The sequence below is a fragment of the Paenibacillus sp. FSL H7-0326 genome (assembly GCF_001955535.1).
GTDB lineage: Bacteria > Bacillota > Bacilli > Paenibacillales > Paenibacillaceae > Paenibacillus > Paenibacillus shunpengii.
Map to the genome: position 1 here is coordinate 368014 of NZ_MPVN01000001.1, position 18445 is coordinate 386458.

The following is an 18445-nucleotide window of genomic DNA, read 5'->3' on the forward strand; positions in this document are numbered from 1 at the left end:
TCTTATCTCATCAGGATCGCATATACGATTCCCGGTCCATGAACCCCAATGGTCAGTTCATTCTCAATATCAGAGGATCGGCTTGGTCCGGAGATAAAATGGACGCCTGCCGGCAGACCCTCCCGTCCCAGCTCATCCAGAGGGGCGAGCAATTCACCAAGTCTCGTCTTCAGCCGCTCCACAGGGATAATAATGAACATGACCGTGGGCAGAAGACTCACAGATCTGCCCTTGTCACTGGCAGATTTCACGAGAATGGATCCGGTGTAAGCGGCCGCTCCATCTGCAATGACAATTCCGAAATCCGCTTCTGCCGCTGCAGCCTTCCAATTCACATTTTCCTCTGAATTCCAGGTCGAAATATCTAAGGCAGGCAGCCTCCCCTCCAAACCTAAGCCGTTCAGCTCCGCTTGTCCCTGTTTAATGACGCGCTTAGCTCCAAGCTCCTCGGCTTTGTCAGCAATAAATTGTCCGGCTTCCATGTAGCTCGTAACCTGAATAACATGCCCGCCTACACTCTGGAAATGGCTTGTGAATTTGTCCATGCGTTCCTGCTCATCCCACTCCATCTCATACCAGAAGTCCGGAGCGCCGCGAAATGGCTGAACAGGCGTCGTCGTTTGTCTCGGTCGCTTCAGACGGGAAGCGATATTATTCATGAAGCGCTCTTGCTTCTTCATGGACTGCTCTGTAAGCTCCCGCAGCCAGGACTCATCCGTGCTCATCATTTACGCCCTCCCTTTTCCTGTCTGGCATCAAGAATCGCCTGCAGCCTTGCTACAAGAGTCGGCTCCATCTCAGGTGTTTCATGCTCGATCTCGGACTCGATCTGTTTCCAGGATTGCCTAAAGCTCTTCTTAGCTAAGGACGGTGTCACACGATAGGAATTCCAGCCTTTTAGCGGTCCTGCTTTTAATGTAATTTCTCCATTCTTGACCACCAGCTTCTGCCCTATTTGTCCCGCCTTGATTGCCGCGCCGAATCGGTTCGATTTGGATACAACGGCCGCAAATGCCTTCATCCCTGCGGTTTCGACCTTGTTACCGTGTCCGCCCTCCACCTTGCGTTGTCGCAGCGATACCAGCATATCATGCAGAGGAATTTTGACCGGACAAGCCTCATAACAGGCACCGCATAGACTTGAAGCATTGGCGATGTCATCCCATTCAGCCACATTCTTATTTAGTGCAGGGGTAAGCACCGCTCCAATCGGTCCGCTGTATGTACTTCCATAAGCATGCCCGCCGATATGCCGATATACAGGACACGCATTCAGACACGCACCGCAGCGGATACAGTTCAGCAGCTCCTGGAATTCGGGATCGCCAAGCTGCAGCGAACGGCCGTTATCCACAATTATAATATGCATCTGCTCCGGACCGTCTGCATCCGCATTACGCTTCGGACCGGTAATACCAGACATATACATTGTAATTCGCTGCCCTGTCGCTGATCTGGGAAGCAACGTGGCCATGACCTCCAGATCTGTCCAGGACGGGATAATTCGCTCCATCCCCATCAGCGTAATCTGGGTCTTCGGCAATGTGCTGACCATACGGGCATTACCTTCATTCTCGAAGAGCACCATGGAACCGGTCTCAGCAATCGCAAAATTGCAGCCCGTCATGCCGATATCTGCATCAAGGAAGCGCTCCCGCAATATTTTTCGAACAAAACCGGCAAGCACCGTCGTATCGGGAGGAAGTGTTTCTCCTGCAACTTCTGACAACAGCTCGGCAATCTGATATCTGTTCTTGTGAATCGCGGGGATTACGATGTGCGAAGGCATCTCGCCGGCCAGCTGAATAATGTATTCACCGAGATCGGTCTCAATCGCTTCGATTCCTGCCTGTTCCAGGGCATGATTAAGATGCAGCTCCTCCGACACCATGGATTTGGACTTGACGACGGACTTGGCACCACGGTGTTCTGCAATTTGGAGGGCAATACGGACGGCTTCTTCTCCCGTATCCGCAAAATGAACATGAACCCCGTTCGCGCGGGCATTCTCCACAAAAAGATTCAGATAATAATCTAAATGAGCGATCGTATGCAGCCGGATCTGTCTCCCCTGCTCACGCCATTCTTCCCAGCGCCCATGCTCCTCGGAGGCCAGCTTCTTCCCGCCCCGGAGACGCTCTGTCGTAAATTTGACAGCTTTACGCAGGAACTCATCATTGAGCGCAAGACCGGCACGCTCCTTCACCTGAATCTTGGGACCTGCTGAACCCGGACTAATCATGACGATTTCACCCCCTCATACAATAGCTCGGCTAAATGCATGACACGTACCGGTTTATTTCGATAACGCAGCTGACCTGCAATGTTCATTAGACAAGCCATATCCAGTCCGACAAGCACCTCAGCCTCTGTCTCAACGACATGCTCCGCCTTCTCTGTAACCATTGCGCCGGAAATATCCGGCATCTTCACCGCGAAAGTGCCTCCGAAACCGCAGCAGTCCTCGGCAAAAGGCAAGGGCACAAAATCAATGCCTTTCACTTCCTGAAGCAGATCCATCGGTTCACTCTTTACTCCAAGCAGCCGGCTGCCGTGGCAAGAGGGGTGATAGGTCACCTTGTGTGGGAAAACAGCTCCTATATCCTTGATCCCCATCACATGGACGAGAAACTGTGTGAACTCATAGGTCTTCGCTTCCAGCCTTTTTGCTTTTTCCAGCATTAGCGGCTCATCTTGGAACAAATTTGAATAATGATGAACCATATAAGTACAAGAACCGGATGGAGATACCACAAAGTCGCTATCCTCAAAAGCATCCAGTATCGTTCTCGCTGCCGCTCTGGCCTCATCGAAATATCCGCTGTTATAAGCAGGCTGGCCACAGCAGGTCTGGATTTTGGGAAAATCCAGCTTGATACCGTATCGGGCCAGTATGCGTACCATTGCTTCTCCTACCCTCGGATAGATCGCATCGCTGAGGCATGTAATAAATAAAGAGACCTTCATTTGGAATACACCTCTATTCTACTCAAGACTAAACTAGGGTGACATGTATTGAACGCTCTACAAGTGTTCTAGAAATCTCTTCTGGCAAATCATGACTTGTAATGATCTGCTGTACTCGATCAAGCCCGGAGACATGAGTAAGCGCCTGGACACCGAATTTGCTGGAATCTGCAAGTAAGAATACTTGATCTGACATTCCAATCATTCTCTGCTTCACTCTAGCCTGAAGTTCATTCATTTCACTGATGCCTCTCTCTAGATGAACACCTTGGCAGGATAAAAAAAGCTTATCCACGTGATAGGTTTCCAGAGAGCGCTCTGCCAGCGGTCCTACAAAGGACATCGATTCAGGCAGAAGCTGACCGCCAGCAGCAATAACTTCAATGTGCTTTTTGCTGGACAATTCAGTCACCACCCGAATGGAATTCGTGAGGACCGTAAGCGGGATATTCGGTAAGCTCCGGGCTGTGTACCAGGCTGTCGTACTGGCATCAAGGAGAATCCGTTCGTGAGGCTCTATAAATTTCAGCGCTTCAAGCGCAATGCGCTGTTTTTCCCCCATACGAGTGACCTCACGTTCACTGTACGGTGTTTCAATATGTTCGTCGATATGCTTTATACGTACAGCGCCGCCGTGTGAACGTCTCAGCTTCCCCTCTTTCTCAAGCCGATCCAAATCCCGGCGAATCGTCTCCTCTGTTACTTGGCATAAGCTGCTCAGCTCGGATACTCGAATACTCCCTCGATCATTTACAAGCCGAGTGATCGCCGCATAACGCTCTGCAACTAACATAGGCTTCCTCCCAGATTAAGCATAGGCAGCGAGACCTGTATACTTGGCAAAACTGCCGTACGCCTCTAACCAAGCTTCCGCATCCTTGGGCTCGTAGGTAAGGACAGGAAAAGAATCACGTATGACAGCCCGGGCTTCCGCCGCACTCTTGAATACGCCCTGGTTCATCCACTGCACCACCAGATTACCAATGGCACTTGCCTCTACAGGACCAGCATAGACGGGTTTACCTATCGCACTTGCAGTCCAAGCACAGAGCAGCTTATTGTTGATGCCTCCGCCTACCATGTGAAGACCATCAAATTGCTGTCCGGATACCTGTTCCGTCATATCAAGTACATGCTTATATTTCAAAGCAAGGCTCTCAAGAATACATCGAACGAGCTCCCCGTCAGATTGCGGCAATCCTTGACCCGTTTTGACCAGGTAGGCTTCTATACGATCCGTCATACGGCCCGCTGGCAAGAATGAAGAATCGTCCGGATCTATAAAGTGTTGGAAAGGCTTAGCTTCTTGAGCAAGTGTTAGTATTTCATCATAGCTGTACACTTTGCCCGCACGTTCAAATTCTCGGAGCGTCTCCTGAAAGATCCAGAGCCCCATAATATTTTTGAGTAGACGATAAGTATGATTAGCTCCGCCCTCATTTGTAAAATTCAGCTGCTGAGAGGTTTCATTAATGACAGGTGCTTCCACCTCTGTTCCCATCAGTGACCAAGTTCCGCAGCTAAGATATGCGAATGATCGTGTTGTTGCCGGCACGGCAGCCACAGCTGATCCGGTATCATGCTCAGCTACAGCTACGAAGCGAACACTAGGGATACCCAGCTCCTGCATTATAGAAGGTCTCAGCTCACCTGCGTCCGATCCCGGAGTCAGTACCTTACCGAACCATTCTTCAGGTATACCAATCCGGTATAGCAGCTCCGAATCCCAGTCCCCCGTATGAGGGTTAAACAGCTGCGTCGTCGTGGCATTTGTAAATTCATTGAATTTCTCTCCCGTCAGGAAAAACCGCAGCAAATCCGGGATCATCAGGAAATGGGCAGCTTCCTTCAGCATATAGGAGTTCTGCCGCTTAAGAGCGGCAAGCTGATATATTGTGTTAAAGGGCAAGAATTGAATTCCTGTCTTCCGAAAAATGTGCTCTGCCGGAATCTTGGCGGTCACTTCCTCCATTACACCATCCGTCCGTTTGTCGCGGTAATGGTATGGATTAGCCAGCAGCTCCTCATTATGATCGAGCAGCCCGTAATCGACAGCCCATGAATCAATCCCTACGCTGGTAATGTTCTCCCCTTGCAGCTTCACTTTGAGCATACCCTGCTTAAGCTCATGAAGAAGCCTAAGTATATCCCAGTGCAAGTGATCTCCTGCCATAACCGGATCATTAGTGAAGCGGTGGATTTCCTTGATATGGATACGAGAGTCACTCAGCAGTCCAAGGACTGCTCGACCGCTTGAAGCTCCTAAATCATAGGCGAGAATGTTCACCAGCTCGCCCCTCCTTTGCCGCGTGCCTTAATTTCCTCCGGATAGCTGCTTGTCAAATAAGCCTCCATCGGATCAATTGGTAAGCCTTCTTCCTCTCTTACGGCATGCAGCAGTGGAGTTACATCAAATTCCGATGCCTTGCGGATCGCATGTTCAGCTGCCAGTACATCATTCTTCTCCTGGGCTGCCGCCACCTCTCTATGATCGATGAGAAGCGCTTTGGCATAGGCAGACTGAACATTCAGCACCGAACGAATCATCGCCGGTATTTTCTGCTCAATGTTATGGGATTGATCCAGCATATATGCAATGGAGTCTACTCCTTGTCTGATGCCTTCATCTGAATCCGCAGCCCCGTTCAGAATTTGATAGAAGATTAGGAACAGCTCATAAGGATTCACAGTCCCCACGATTAAGTCATCGTCCGCATATTTACGGCTGTTGAAATGGAATCCGCCTAATCGCTTCTCATCTATGAGATAGGCGACAATGTGTTCAATATTCGCTCCGGGCAGATGATGACCTGTGTCAACGAGCACCTGTGCCTGATCCCCTAGCTTCAAGGCCATATTGTATGCCATGCCCCAGTCCGCCAGATCCGTATGATAGAACCCAGGCTCGAAGCATTTATATTCGATCAGCATCCGCATATCCTTCGTAAGCGCTTTATACATTTCGGATAAAGCTTCCTGCATCCAGTTTTTTCGCTGCCGGATGTCACCCTGCCCCGGATAGTTGGTCCCATCTGCAAACCAAAGGCTAAGGTCACGCGAGCCTGTTTCCTTCGCAATGTCAACGCATTCAAGCAAATGGTCGGTTGCCTTACGGCGCACAGCCGCATCAGTGTTCGTTACACTTCCAAGCATATAGTCGTCTTCTTGAAAAAGATTCGGGTTCACTGCTCCGATCTGAAGACCCAGGCTCTCCGCATGGGAACGAAGCTTGCCGTAATCCCCCACCTTATCCCAAGGAATATGAATGGCTACGGTTGGAGCAAGGCCGGTCAGACGATGAACAATCGCCGCATCCTCCATTTTCTCAAATGGATCTCTCGGCACACCTTCCTTCTGAAATACTTTGAAGCGTGTTCCCGAATCACCATAACCCCAGGATGGTGTTTCAATCTTGAACTGCTTGATTTTGCGCTTGACTGCCTCTACATCAATTCCTCTTGCGGTTTGCTGCTCCTCAAACAATGCATAAGCTTTATCCGTCATCAGAACCTCTCCTTTGATCATATGTGATAAAAGAAAATGTTTCGCGCACTCGGAAGAAGTATCAAGTTGTTCAATCCGTCGAATGATGCCTCCTCCGAGGTGCGCGGTGTATCGAACATCAAACTGAAGAATTAACGTGTAAATGCAGCCGGCACCCCACCGTCAATGGTGAGCATGCAGCCTGTTGTTTTCTCGGCCTTTGATGAGGCAAAGAAAGCAACACCTTCGGCTATATCCCTAGGGTAAATGTTGACGAGCAGTGTGGTACGCTTACGATAATGCTCCTCCAGCTGATCTGGCTCAATACCATAAGCTGCCGCTCGCTCATTGCGCCAGTTGGAATTCCAGATTGCAGACCCCTGCAGAATGGCATCCGGCAAAATCGTATTGACACGAATACCATATTCTCCGCCTTCGGCTGCGATGCAGCGGGCGAGATGAGCTTCAAGTGCCTTGGCTGAGCTGTAGGCGGTGACATTCTTACCGGCATAGATGGAATTTTTGGAGCCGATAAATACCATGCTTCCTCCAATGCCCTGTTCCTTCATTAGCTTGAAGGCTTCGCGTGCGACCAGAAAATATCCTGTTCCCAGCACATTGATATTGAGGTTCCATTCCTTGAGAGATGTTTCATCAAATGGGCTGGACGTGGCCAGACCGGCATTATTCACAATAATATCGACTCCGCCGTAGGTCAGTGCAGTTTCCGCATAAGCTCTCTGAATCTGCTCTTCACTGGTTACATCCATCTGAACAGGAATTGCCCGCTGTTCGCCGTACTGGCTGTTTAGTTCGTCAGCCACCTTCTGAGCACCTTCCAAATTCAGATCGGCAAGAACAACATGGGCTCCTTCGGATACAAGCAGCCTTGCGGTTTCGCTGCCGATCCCGCCAGCTCCACCTGTAATAAGCGCTACTTTTCTGGAGAACTCGGTCTCTGCCGGCGCGAGCGACAATTTGTACAGCTCCAGCGGCCAGTATTCCACATTGTAGGATTCGTTCTCACTAAGCGACACGAACTGGCCTAGCGTAGTAGCTCCTCTCATAACAGCTATGGCACGATGATACAGGGCACCGCTTACTTTGGAATTGGACCAGCTCTTACCTGTGTTAATCATTCCGATACCAGGGATAAGAATAACCCGAGGCGCTGCTTCGAACATGATGTCCCCCTCATGCTTGTTACGTTCGAAGTACTGTTCATAATACGCTTTATAATCCTTGATGGCTGAGCCTAACAGCTCCTTAAGTCCTGCAACATCCCCCTCATCTGGAGTCCAGTTCAGGAATAGCGGAACAACCTTGGTATGTACTAAATGATCTGGACAGGCTGCGCCAATCTGAGACAGCTCGGCGGAATCTCTGCCATTTACGAACTGCAGCACATCTTCTGCATCGTCAAAGGTCAAGATCATCTTCTTCTCGTCGCTGACAGCTCCGCGAATGAGCGGCATAATCTGTGCTGCAATATCCTTTCTGACCTGTGGCGGCAGCGCGTCATGTTGGGCTCCCCCGAACAGGCTGGCTTCATCTATTTTGGATTCAATATAGCTCTCTGCTTCATTAATGACGCTGATGGTCTTCGCATAAGCTTCTTCTGAAGTGCTTCCCCATGTGACCAGTCCATGCTTCTCCATAAGAACAAGCTCAGCCTGCGGGTTATTGATGACGCCTTCTGCAATCATCTTGGATAAAGTAAATCCTGGACGAACATAGGGAACCCATACGAACCGGTCTCCGAAAATTTCCTTCGCGATTTCACGGCCGTTATCCGCACAGCAGATACTGATGATGGAATCCGGGTGTGTATGATCAACATGAGGATGTGGTATAAACGCATGCAGCAGCGTTTCAATGGAGGCACGCGGATGCTTCGCGTCAATCATACAGTTGGCCAGATACGCAACCATATCCTCGTCCGTCATCTCATCTCTCTCCATCAGCGGTCTAATATCATCGAGCCGAAGACCGGTGAAATGACCCGCCTTCATCGTTGCCAGATCCGATCCGCTGCCCTTAACATACATAACCTCAACATCTCTGCCGCGAAAATCCTGGATAACCGTCTTGCTGGAAGTGTTGCCGCCTCCCCAGTTGCACACCCTCCGATCCGAACCAATCAGATTCGAACGATAAACTAACCTTTCGAGCCCTTCCTTTAATTGTCCTGCATTGGATTCATCCCACAGATTCTGAACCATGATCAATCCTCCCAAAATGTTGTTTTTGTACTGTTGTAAACGCTTAATAGGAGTATATCACTTTTATTTTGGTTTGAATATGATTATTTTTTATAAAAATTATTATACAAACAAATAAAAACAACATTTATAATGTTTGTTTCAAAGAATCCTTTATATAATTGATGCCCATGTATTGCACGAAATTAGATGGATCTGGATGGCTTAAATCATGAATATTAACGGTCTGAAATATACACTGATGAGTGACAGCTCCGACTCTCCCGCATTGTCCTTATACACTGCGCATAAATTAGGAATAGGCTGCATTTATTTTGATTAGAAGGAGTGAGTGAAGAGCATGCTCATTGAAGTGGAATCCGGTGTAAAGCTGTATGTTGAAGACCTGCGTCCACAGGATGGCGGAAATGGACATACCCTCATGTTCCTGCACGGTTGGCCGGGTAATCATCGGGTCTTTGATTATGCCTATCAGATCCTCCCTCATCACCGGTTCCGCTGTATCGGCCTCGATCTTAGAGGCTTTGGCAAATCCGATAAGCCCTGGCATGGTTATCATTACGATCGAATGGCAGAAGACCTGTCCGTCGTCATTGATACACTGGATCTGAAGAACGTTATCCTCGTCGGATACTCACTCGGGGGTTCGGTCGCGATTCGATATATGTCCAAATATCATCATGGTTCGAGAATAGATAAGCTTCTGCTGGTATCCGCAGCTGCCCCTGTCTTTGCCAAGAGAGAGGAGTCATCACCTTACGGCATTCCGCTTCCGTTGCTTGATCAGCTGCATCAAGATCTGCCGCAAGCGATAACCGATTTTTCAGGAACGCTATTTCATCGTTATGTCAGTCCAGAGTATCGGAATTGGTTTTTGCACAATTGTATGGAGAGTGCGTCGTACGCACTTATTCAAACCGCAGTTGCACTCCGTGATGAGGATTTATTTGAGGATATTACTTATATCGATGTACCTACAGGCATATTCCATGGTATTCACGATCAAGTCGTTCCCTTTACAGCGGCCGTAGCCATCCAGCAGGAAATTCCAGGCTCTCTGATCTACCGTTTTGAGCAAAGCGGACATTATCTTATGTATGATGAAAAGGAAAGATTTCTGTCTACCCTGCTGTCTTTTTTGAAAAATAGCTGAAGAGAACATCGCTCTTTCGTTTAATCACCTTGTGAACAAGGGTATAATATACAAGCTAAACAACTAGACCAAAGGTGATGAGACAAGCGATGATCTATCATGTTACATATCCGTCCCAGGGACTCCAGGTCAAAGGATATCTCAGCCTGCCCTTGGGATATCAGTTATCGGAATCGGCTGCAAGAGACTTGCTGCACGGGAGATTCAGTTCGGATGAGCAGCCTGCCATTCCATTGACGAGTACTCTGCATCAAGAAACCAATAAAGAGCTTACATCAAAAAAATGGCCGGTATTCATCTATTGTCGCGGCGGAATCGGCAACTTCGGCAAGGTGAAAACCCATTGGGTTGAGGAATTCTCGAAGCACGATCACATCGTATTTGCTCCTTCGTATCGTGGAACGGAAGGCGGTGAAGGCCGTGATTTATTTGGCGGAGAGGATAAACATGATGTATACGCTGCAGTGCGGCTGCTGTCAGAGCTTCCCTTCGTTGATCCCGAACAGATTAGCATTATGGGATTCTCCAGAGGGGCCATTAATGCAGCCTACACCGCTCTAGAAATGCCCAATATACATAAGCTTATCTTGTGGAGCGGAGTATCTGACATGACGCAGACCTATGAAGATCGAGTTGACCTTAGACGCACTTTCAAACGGGTCATTGGAGGTCCTCCCTGGAAGAATCCCGATGCTTACCTGGAGCGCTCTCCTCTCACAATCGCGGAACAGATCCCTTGTCCAGTTCTGATCGTGCATGGAACAGATGATGTACAAGTCTCATTTAGTCAAGGAGAGAAAATGTTCGACCGATTAAACCGTTCACGAGATGATGTAGATTTTCATCGATATGAAGGACTTGGTCATCATTTTCCTCAGGAGCTGCATCAGGCTGCCATATCACGAATGTTTGACTGGATCGGAGCAGAGCCACACGAGGCTGTACTTTGATCGTCAAATAGGCCTCGCATATGATTTTTGGCAGCAATTTTAGGCAAAAAAAAGAAAAAAGAGGAGCTCCCCATATTTGGGATGCCCCTCTTCAACTACTACAATTAGATCTGCTCTGAGCTAGTGGGACGAAATCTCTCGAATCCAAGGAATCGGGTTCCTTGGTAGCTCAATATACCGCGGTCTCCCTCGACAATCAACCCGTATTCCTCATCCTTCACTTGCAGCTCTGTACGCTGTCCATCGCCACGCTCAAACGTTATATAATAACTCGTTCTTGCACTCGAATCACCTGATCCGCCGCTCACATACGTTCTTCTCGCCAGCACCCGAGCTTCTTCTGTCATTCGCTCAGCGGCGTTATTATTACTCCACACGCGGATTCCGTTAATGATCGCATATAGTATGGTCCCTCCAATGACGAGTGCGATGACTGTAAAGATAATAGAGAACAATGGCGGCGCTCCACCCAGGAAGCCTCCGGAGAATCCATCACCATGTATATCTGGAAACTCATTAAATAATGTCCTCAAATGGACTGGCTCTACATATATAAACGATCTAGGACTAAACACCTTCTCGACGACCTTTCTCTATGATTAATATAGGCTCTCTAATTCATCGATCAGTGAGCCGACATACGCTGCCGCACTTCGAATCGCATCTGGACGCGACATATCGACTCCGGCCAGCTTCATCAGCTCCAGCGGGCTCATGGAACCGCCTGCTTTAAGAACCTCTAACCAGCGATCAACAGCCGGCTGACCTTCTTCTCGGATCAACTGGGCTACAGCCGTTGAAGCCGTTAAGCCTGCAGCATACGTATAAGGGTACAAGCTCATGTAATAATGTGGCTGGCGCATCCAAGTCAATTTTGCATGTTCATCTATAACAACCTCTTCTCCCCAGAAGCTGGACAGAATATTTCCTTTGAGCTCACACAGCTTCACAGCTGTCAGCGGTACATTATTCATCGCGAGGTCATAAACCTGACGCTGGAGCTCTCCTTCCAGCAGGTGAGTTACAAAATTGTGGAAATAAGTGCCGAGCAATTGCGAAATAACCCAGCGGCGCATTCTAGGATCTTGAGAACGCTGCAGCAAGTGATCTGCCAGGAGCAGCTCGTTCATGGTCGAAGGCGCTTCGATGAAATAGAGTGAAGGTCTGGAGTTAGTCGGACGCTGGTACTTGTTCGCGAGCATGAGATGTCCTGCATGCCCTACTTCATGAGCAAGCGTAAATGCACCTCGCATATTGTCTGCCCAGCTGATCAAGATATAGGAATGCACACCCGGGATCGACATACAGAAGGCACCCGTTCTTTTTCCGGCATTATCCGCATAATCCACCCATCGGTTTGCGAATGCATCCGCAACGATCTCTCCGTACTCAGGCCCTAGAATAGACAAGGCTTCCTTAATGAGATCTCCGGCTTCCTGATAAGTAATACCTGGACTGAAGTCAGGATCGAGCGGAGCCTTCAGGTCAGCAAATGTCATCTCATCCAGGTTCAGCACCTTCTTCTTAAGTGCGGCGTATCTTCGCATATGAGGGGCAAGCTCTTCCTGCAAAATGTCAAGAATGTTGTGATACATCTCTGTGGTCACTTGCTGTGGCGTAAGCAGCATTTCAGTTACCGAATCATATCCGCGCAGACGTGATTCAATAACCTGACGCTTCACTTCTGTACCGTAAGCCTCAGCGAAGGTGTTGCGGTATCTGTGGAGCGTTTCGCTGAATGCATGAAATGCATTACGGTGTAAATCCGTGTCTGCGGATTCTACATATTTATTCTCATACAGGGCAAATGATACCGGCACTTCTTCTCCTCGTCCGTCTTCTGCTGTACGAAAAGTCATATCCGCCAATTTGCTTCGTTCATATATGCGATAAGGAGCTCCCAATACATCTCCAAATGAAGTAAGCACTTTTTCCGTTTCTGCACTGAGCCGATGCGGCTTGGTCTTTAGAAGCAGCCCCAAACTGCGTTCAAAATCTTGAAGTGCAGGTTGTTTCTCTATGTATTCCTCAATCATTCCATCTGGAAGAGACAGAATTTCGGACTTAACAAAGGATAGCGCTGAACTTATTGAAGAAGCCGTATCCCGGGCTCTAGCCGCACGGATCTGATTCTCGGGATTAATGCTGTCTCCTGCCAATTCCAGCTGGGCATAAGCACCCACTCTGCTGATTCTACCTTGGAGTTCCTCCTGTGCAGTTAGACAGGCAAGCAGTACATCCGGCCCTTCTTTCAGTCTTCCTTCGTATTGTGTGACAGAGGAAATGTCTTGCTGTACATCGTTTAATTCTTTCTCCCAAGCTTCCTTCGTCTCAAATATATCCTTTAAGTTCCATGTTGCTTCAAGATCTACTTCTTGGCGTGTTAAAATTTTGGACATCAATTAAATACACCTCTCCTCAGCCTATTTATTGACCATTGTTTGGCACCATTAAATCCCATTGTATCATAAAATAACCTATGTCCTCTTCAATTTTCGCTATAAAAAAATGGATTCTCTCGAAACAAAAATCGAGAGAATCCATCGTATTCATAGACTGTCGTTTAATTCAGTTTGCAAAGACAGCTACCTGTAATAATTCAGCCAGTTAAAATCCATTATTCCGGTGGTTTACCATCCTTCCAGATTACGGTTTCACCATAATGCTTGCCCCAATCATACATCAATCGCAGGACAGGCATAAGACTCTGACCGTGATCTGTAAGCGAGTATTCTACACGCGGGGGAACCTCTGCATACACCTTACGGTGTATCAGCAGATCCTCTTCCAGCTCACGGAGCTGGTTTGTCAGCATCTTCTGCGTGATATGCGGGATCAGCTTCTTCAATTCACTAAACCGCTTCGTCCCTTCAAGCCCTAGATGCCAGAGGATAATAAGCTTCCACTTGCCCCCAATGACTGCAAGTGTCAGTTCCTTCTCGCAGTTAATTTCCTTCAGATTAATTCTCTCTTTTACTTCGGATGCCACGTGCATACCCCCTTCCTAAGCATTGTACTACATCCTTACATTACTCAGCAAAAGAGGTGCATGAGGCACTATTCCAGATTCGCATGCCGTTTAAACATCTGCTCCGCGCTTATGTCCATCTGATTCATAAGTGTAAGAATCAGTCCATCCAGACTAATCAGTAAGGATTGCTCAAAAAGTGAGCCCATCGGCTGTAATGATTCGTTATTTCCTTGTTCTTCCTTCGCCTTTGCTTGAATATGAATAACTCCATCCGCAAGCACGCCGCAGGTTGAATTCGGATTCGTTGTAAGCACAAGCAGCGATGCACCCAGCAGCTTCGCCTTCTCGCCCATAGCCGCAAGACTTCTCGTTTCCCCTGAGCCTGAGCATATGACGAGCAGATCATGCTTATCTATACTAGGAGTCGTCGTTTCTCCAACTACATACGCTGTAATTCCAAGATGAGCTAATCGCATGGCAAAGGCTCTGCCCATCAGGCCGGAACGTCCTGCCCCTGCGATAAATACCCGTTTCGACTGTACAATCAGAGATGCAGCCCGCTCCATCTCTGTAACATTCAGCAGAGAAATCACTTGCTTCAGCTCATTCAGGATTAGCTGTGTACTTGTTGTCATTTGTGCTTATCCTTGCTTGATCAGCTGCTGCATTTCAGCTGCAACTGCTTTCTTATCTTCCTGGCCTGTAATACCTCCGCCCACAATCACAAGATCTGGACCTGCTGCAATGACTTCAGGCAGGCTTTCCAGCTTGATTCCGCCGGCAACTGCTGTTTTTGCACGAGTCACTGCTTTTTTAATCGTTTGAAGATCCTCGAAGGAGTTCTTGCCTACAGCTTGGAGGTCATATCCTGTATGCACGCAGATGTAATCCACGCCGAGCTCGTCAATTTCTTTCGCACGTGTCTCGATATCTTTAACGTTGATCATATCAACTAAGATTTGTTTTCCTTGCTTTTTCGCTTCCTCTACTGCACCCTTAATCGTCATATCATCTGTTGCACCCAGGACAGTAATAATGTCAGCGCCTGCTTCGGATGCCTTCATGATTTCATATCCGCCTGCATCCATAATTTTGAGATCTGCAAGCACATCCAGGTTAGGGTATGCTGCCTTCATTTCTTTTACGGCGCGAAGACCTTCATTGATGACAACAGGTGTGCCGATTTCTACAATATCAATATAAGGCTCCACTTCTCTAACGACTTCAATCGCCTGAGGAATATCTACCAAATCAAGTGCCAACTGTAATTTCATATCGAACATCTCTCCTTATTATTGATTACAAACCCTATCTTATAACTGTTGATTACGAATAAGGAAGTACGCACTTTGAAGTGGTGTAGTTACCTGGAAGTAACTAATGTGATATGTCAAGCATTTAAAAGCATTCCATCTATGGAAAAATGTCTGATTTGATAAAAAAGAATCAGCTGTACTATAATTGCATTACTGTCTTATCTTTGTCCGATTTTAATAGATTCATAGAATGTAATGGGGAGGGGAAACACTTGCCATCCGTTTTTGATGCGCCTTGGCAAGGTCATATTCATGAAACCACCTGTCGAAGAAACAAAGGCTCTTAAGGAGCCCTATGCACATTATCAGTCTGAGGAGAAATCCTCGATTTATCAGAGAACAGCCGCCGTGATCCGATTGGTCTGTTCACGATCACTTCTGTTCTTCTCTCTTATTATGCTGCTTAAGAGCTATATTGCTTGGTTCGGTGTATTTGAGAATGGGCCTTCCTGGACTACCATGCTGAAGGAGCTTCCTTTTGTACTTATCATCTTCTGTTTAATTGAATGGTTTGCCACCAAGCGAAAATTAATAGTCTATACGATTTTTAATCTGCTGCTTACCGCGATCTTCTTCGCCGTCATTATTTATTACAAATACTATGGTGTGATCGCTACGTATAAGGCACTTGAACAGGTCAATCAGGTTACCGCTGTCAGCAATAGCGTATTCTCTCTTATTGATCCACAATATCTGCTGATCTTTACGGATATCATTGTGTTCGGTATTCTGCTCATTCGCAGCAAGGCAGCTGTAGACTGGAAGAAAGCGATCCTTAGACCTGTAAACAAGAAACTGGTTGCTTCCTTATTCTGTATTTCGCTCATTATTTCTTCGCTCAATATTTACGTCAATCGGGGAGGGTTTAATGAGGTTGTCAAGGCAGAGAACATGGGCATCTTCAATTACGAAGCCTATACTTTGCTGGATCAAGAAGAGCCTGAGCTTGCGCCTGTTTCCAGCATCACGCAAGAACGAATCAATAAATTAAAAGGAATTGATGGAACATCTGCCCCATCTGGTCTAGAAGGCATTGCCAAGGACAAGAATGTCATTATCATTCAGCTGGAGTCATTTCAGGACTTCCTCATCAATCTTCATATCGGCGGCACGGAAATCACGCCTAACCTGAATGAATTGGTCAAAAATAATGCGTACTTCTCGAATTTCTATCAGCAAGTCGGTCAAGGCAACACTTCGGACGCCGAATTTGTTGTCAACACGTCCTATTACATCCCTCCTGATGGGGCGGCTGTACAACGGTATGTCGATCAGGAATTACCGAGTCTTCCGAGACTGCTCAAAGAGCACGGATATACGACGACGACATTCCATACGAATGTGGTAGAGTTCTGGAACCGCGGTGAACTGTACAGCTCTCTCGGATTTGACCGCTACTATGATAAATCCTTCTTTGGAGAAGAAGATACGGTATATTTCGGGGCATCCGATGATGTTCTATATCGCAAAACAGCGGAAGAGCTTGAGAAAATGGATCAAGCGGATAACCCGTTTTATGCGCATGTCATCTCGATGACAGCTCATCATCCATTTACTTTGCCTGAGGAGAAAGTTGGCGTCACCCTCCCTGAACGTTATGACGACACGCTGGTTGGTGACTATATTCGTTCTCAGAACTATGCGGATCGTGAGCTTGGTAAATTTATTGCGGATTTGAAGAATCGTGGAGTCTGGGATAATAGTATCGTCCTGCTATACGGAGATCACTTGGGACTCCCTACCACATCACTTAATGAGGAAGATCTGGTATTGCTGGAGGAGCTGCTCGGACATCCATACGACTATCCCGACATGATCAATATTCCATTCATCATTACTTCATCAGATGATATGCCAGCTGGAGAACAGAAGCAGGTTGGCGGTCAGGCAGACATCATGCCTACACTGGCTGGTCTTCTCGGCATCTCATTAGATGAACATCTGCACTTTGGTCAGGATCTGTTCGTGAATAAAGATTACAACCTGCTGCCGCAGCGTTATTACCTGCCAACGGGTTCCTTTGTCAACAATAGTGAAGTCTTCATCTCCGGAAGCGGGTTTGAGGACGGCTGGCACCACAAGCTGAAGGGAACGACCGGAAGTGATTCACAAGCAACCGAGAAAGAATTCAACAATGCACTAGAGCTGATGCATTTATCCAACAGCTACATTCTGCAGCTTCCTTTAAAAGAATAGATATATTATAAAAAGGCATCTGATTCCCTCCATCTGTATAAGGAAGGATCAGATGCCTTTTTTATTTTAGCAGTCAAACTGCCCGCATGTATTACCAACAGAACAAGTTACAGATAAACCGGCCATACACAAACAGGCTTCGGAGATGTGATCTGTTTGCCTGTGTAGCTCAATTGACCCTTCTCCTGATCTACCTGGAAGAGGACTATATTGTTACTGTCACGATTGGCTGCAAGCAGCTGATCACCCGCAGGTGTCAATGCAAAGTGACGTGGATGTCCGCCCTCAGTTGAAATATGCTGCACCGTGCTCAGCGTACCGTCCTCAGAGATCGCATATACTACGATACTGTCATGTCCGCGATTGGAGCCGTACAGGAATCGTCCATCCTTGGAAACCGTAATTTCCGCGCAAGTGTTCTCCCCAGCGAAGCCTCCTTCAGGCAATGTGGACAGCGTCTGCTGTTCGGTCAATGAACCTTCTTCTGCATCATATGTAAAGAAAGTAACGGTAGAATCCACTTCGTTAATCACATAAGCAAACTGTGCATTCGGATGGAAGACGAAATGTCTTGGCCCCGCTCCCGCATGTGTGCTTACTTCACGGTGCAGAACCAGCTTATGCTGCTCACGGTCAATTGTGTAGACGTATATTTTATCGAGTCCAAGGTCCTGAACCATAATATACTTCCCATCCGGTGAGAAAAATGCGGAATGCACATGCGGGCGATCCTGACGCTCTGGATGAGCTCCCTTGCCGGAGTGCTGTTTGGAATCTACCATCTGACCGACGCTGCCATCATCATTCAGCGATACGAGACTTACCGCTCCGCCATGGTAACTGGATATGAGCAGATACTGATACTCAGGGTCTATCTGCACATGACAGGTAGGAGCAATAGCGGATGGAGTACGGTTAATAAGCGTCAGCTCGCCTTGCTCTGGATGTATCGTATAGGCCAGCACTTCACCGGCCTTCGTTCCTTCTGCCGTTGTTATTTCTCCAATCGCATAAACACGCTGGTGTTCGGTATCAACTTGAAGAAAAGTCGGATTCTTCACTCCGGATGTCTCAGATAACAGAGTAAGCTCGCCTGCTTGTTCATTGAATGCATAAACATGGATACCAGGGTCGCTTGCCTCTGAATAAGAACCCGTAAATACGAGTAGTCGAGATTGTGCTGTCAT

16 protein-coding genes are annotated in these 18445 nt (G+C 47.6%); 3 read left to right on the forward strand and 13 right to left on the reverse strand.

Annotated elements, in window-relative coordinates; translation table 11 throughout:
- Window positions 1–2: 2 nt before the first annotated feature.
- From BK126_RS01545 to BK126_RS01575, 7 genes are all read right to left on the reverse strand, one after another.
- A complete protein-coding gene (locus BK126_RS01545; RefSeq protein WP_076310982.1) occupies window positions 3–728 on the reverse strand; it encodes a LutC/YkgG family protein in 726 nt (241 codons plus the stop codon).
- A complete protein-coding gene (locus tag BK126_RS01550; protein ID WP_076310983.1) occupies window positions 725–2242 on the reverse strand; it encodes a LutB/LldF family L-lactate oxidation iron-sulfur protein in 1518 nt (505 codons plus the stop codon). The genes BK126_RS01545 and BK126_RS01550 overlap by 4 nt, the downstream gene beginning before the upstream one ends.
- Entirely contained in the window at window positions 2239–2967 is a 729-nt protein-coding gene (locus BK126_RS01555) for a (Fe-S)-binding protein (protein WP_076310984.1), read from the reverse strand. The genes BK126_RS01550 and BK126_RS01555 overlap by 4 nt, the downstream gene beginning before the upstream one ends.
- A 28-nt stretch (window positions 2968–2995) precedes the next feature.
- On the reverse strand, window positions 2996–3760 hold the full coding sequence (locus BK126_RS01560) for a DeoR/GlpR family DNA-binding transcription regulator (protein WP_076310985.1): 765 nt from the start codon (window positions 3758–3760) through the stop codon (window positions 2996–2998).
- A gap of 15 nt (window positions 3761–3775) precedes the next feature.
- Window positions 3776–5254, reverse strand: a complete 1479-nt coding sequence (locus BK126_RS01565; RefSeq protein WP_076310986.1) for a rhamnulokinase — start codon at window positions 5252–5254, stop codon at window positions 3776–3778.
- Window positions 5251–6471 carry an L-rhamnose isomerase gene (gene rhaI / locus BK126_RS01570; RefSeq protein ID WP_076310987.1) on the reverse strand — a complete coding sequence of 407 codons (1221 nt, stop codon included), beginning with the start codon at window positions 6469–6471 and terminating at the stop codon, window positions 5251–5253. The genes BK126_RS01565 and rhaI overlap by 4 nt, the downstream gene beginning before the upstream one ends.
- Before the next feature lie 131 nt (window positions 6472–6602).
- Window positions 6603–8672: a bifunctional aldolase/short-chain dehydrogenase gene (locus BK126_RS01575; RefSeq protein ID WP_076310988.1), complete on the reverse strand. Its 2070-nt coding sequence runs from the start codon at window positions 8670–8672 to the stop codon at window positions 6603–6605.
- A gap of 340 nt (window positions 8673–9012) precedes the next feature.
- Between BK126_RS01575 and BK126_RS01580 the strand changes: the two genes are divergently transcribed.
- Window positions 9013–9825: an alpha/beta fold hydrolase gene (locus tag BK126_RS01580; RefSeq protein ID WP_076310989.1), complete on the forward strand. Its 813-nt coding sequence runs from the start codon at window positions 9013–9015 to the stop codon at window positions 9823–9825.
- An 89-nt stretch (window positions 9826–9914) separates the two neighbouring features.
- The gene (locus BK126_RS01585) at window positions 9915–10775 is read left to right on the forward strand and encodes an alpha/beta hydrolase family protein (RefSeq protein WP_076310990.1); all 861 of its coding nucleotides are present in this window, start codon (window positions 9915–9917) and stop codon (window positions 10773–10775) included.
- A 104-nt stretch (window positions 10776–10879) separates the two neighbouring features.
- On the opposite strand, the gene BK126_RS01590 is transcribed toward BK126_RS01585, so the two are convergent.
- From BK126_RS01590 to hxlA, 5 genes are all read right to left on the reverse strand, one after another.
- Window positions 10880–11308 carry a DUF2500 domain-containing protein gene (locus BK126_RS01590; protein WP_256209530.1) on the reverse strand — a complete coding sequence of 143 codons (429 nt, stop codon included), beginning with the start codon at window positions 11306–11308 and terminating at the stop codon, window positions 10880–10882.
- A 66-nt stretch (window positions 11309–11374) separates the two neighbouring features.
- The gene (pepF, locus tag BK126_RS01595) at window positions 11375–13174 is read right to left on the reverse strand and encodes an oligoendopeptidase F (RefSeq protein WP_076310991.1); all 1800 of its coding nucleotides are present in this window, start codon (window positions 13172–13174) and stop codon (window positions 11375–11377) included.
- Between the two features lie 218 nt (window positions 13175–13392).
- Window positions 13393–13764 (reverse strand): winged helix-turn-helix transcriptional regulator, encoded by a 372-nt coding sequence (locus tag BK126_RS01600; RefSeq protein WP_076310992.1) that lies wholly within the window; start codon window positions 13762–13764, stop codon window positions 13393–13395.
- A gap of 68 nt (window positions 13765–13832) precedes the next feature.
- Window positions 13833–14381 carry a 6-phospho-3-hexuloisomerase gene (gene hxlB / locus BK126_RS01605; RefSeq protein WP_076310993.1) on the reverse strand — a complete coding sequence of 183 codons (549 nt, stop codon included), beginning with the start codon at window positions 14379–14381 and terminating at the stop codon, window positions 13833–13835.
- A gap of 6 nt (window positions 14382–14387) precedes the next feature.
- Window positions 14388–15020, reverse strand: a complete 633-nt coding sequence (gene hxlA / locus BK126_RS01610; RefSeq protein WP_047909555.1) for a 3-hexulose-6-phosphate synthase — start codon at window positions 15018–15020, stop codon at window positions 14388–14390.
- A 438-nt stretch (window positions 15021–15458) separates the two neighbouring features.
- Here hxlA and BK126_RS01615 point away from each other — a divergent pair, with 438 nt between their 5' ends.
- Window positions 15459–17258: an LTA synthase family protein gene (locus BK126_RS01615; RefSeq protein ID WP_256702784.1), complete on the forward strand. Its 1800-nt coding sequence runs from the start codon at window positions 15459–15461 to the stop codon at window positions 17256–17258.
- Window positions 17259–17365: 107 nt separating this feature from the next.
- Here BK126_RS01615 and BK126_RS01620 read toward each other — a convergent pair whose 3' ends face one another.
- Window positions 17366–18445 carry a lactonase family protein gene (locus BK126_RS01620; RefSeq protein ID WP_076310994.1) on the reverse strand — a complete coding sequence of 360 codons (1080 nt, stop codon included), beginning with the start codon at window positions 18443–18445 and terminating at the stop codon, window positions 17366–17368.

Bases quoted from the DNA above. Each gene is read 5' to 3' on its own strand.
- BK126_RS01560 (WP_076310985.1), bottom strand. From the start codon at position 3,760: ATGTTAGTTGCAGAGCGTTATGCGGCGATCACTCGGCTTGTAAATGAT.
- BK126_RS01550 (WP_076310983.1), bottom strand. From the start codon at position 2,242: ATGATTAGTCCGGGTTCAGCAGGTCCCAAGATTCAGGTGAAGGAGCGT.
- BK126_RS01555 (WP_076310984.1), bottom strand. From the start codon at position 2,967: ATGAAGGTCTCTTTATTTATTACATGCCTCAGCGATGCGATCTATCCG.
- BK126_RS01545 (WP_076310982.1), bottom strand. From the start codon at position 728: ATGATGAGCACGGATGAGTCCTGGCTGCGGGAGCTTACAGAGCAGTCC.
- BK126_RS01575 (WP_076310988.1), bottom strand. From the start codon at position 8,672: ATGGTTCAGAATCTGTGGGATGAATCCAATGCAGGACAATTAAAGGAA.
- hxlB (WP_076310993.1), bottom strand. From the start codon at position 14,381: ATGACAACAAGTACACAGCTAATCCTGAATGAGCTGAAGCAAGTGATT.
- BK126_RS01580 (WP_076310989.1), top strand. From the start codon at position 9,013: ATGCTCATTGAAGTGGAATCCGGTGTAAAGCTGTATGTTGAAGACCTG.
- BK126_RS01585 (WP_076310990.1), top strand. From the start codon at position 9,915: ATGATCTATCATGTTACATATCCGTCCCAGGGACTCCAGGTCAAAGGA.
- BK126_RS01615 (WP_256702784.1), top strand. From the start codon at position 15,459: ATGCTGCTTAAGAGCTATATTGCTTGGTTCGGTGTATTTGAGAATGGG.
- rhaI (WP_076310987.1), bottom strand. From the start codon at position 6,471: ATGACGGATAAAGCTTATGCATTGTTTGAGGAGCAGCAAACCGCAAGA.
- pepF (WP_076310991.1), bottom strand. From the start codon at position 13,174: ATGTCCAAAATTTTAACACGCCAAGAAGTAGATCTTGAAGCAACATGG.
- BK126_RS01620 (WP_076310994.1), bottom strand. From the start codon at position 18,445: ATGACAGCACAATCTCGACTACTCGTATTTACGGGTTCTTATTCAGAG.
- hxlA (WP_047909555.1), bottom strand. From the start codon at position 15,020: ATGAAATTACAGTTGGCACTTGATTTGGTAGATATTCCTCAGGCGATT.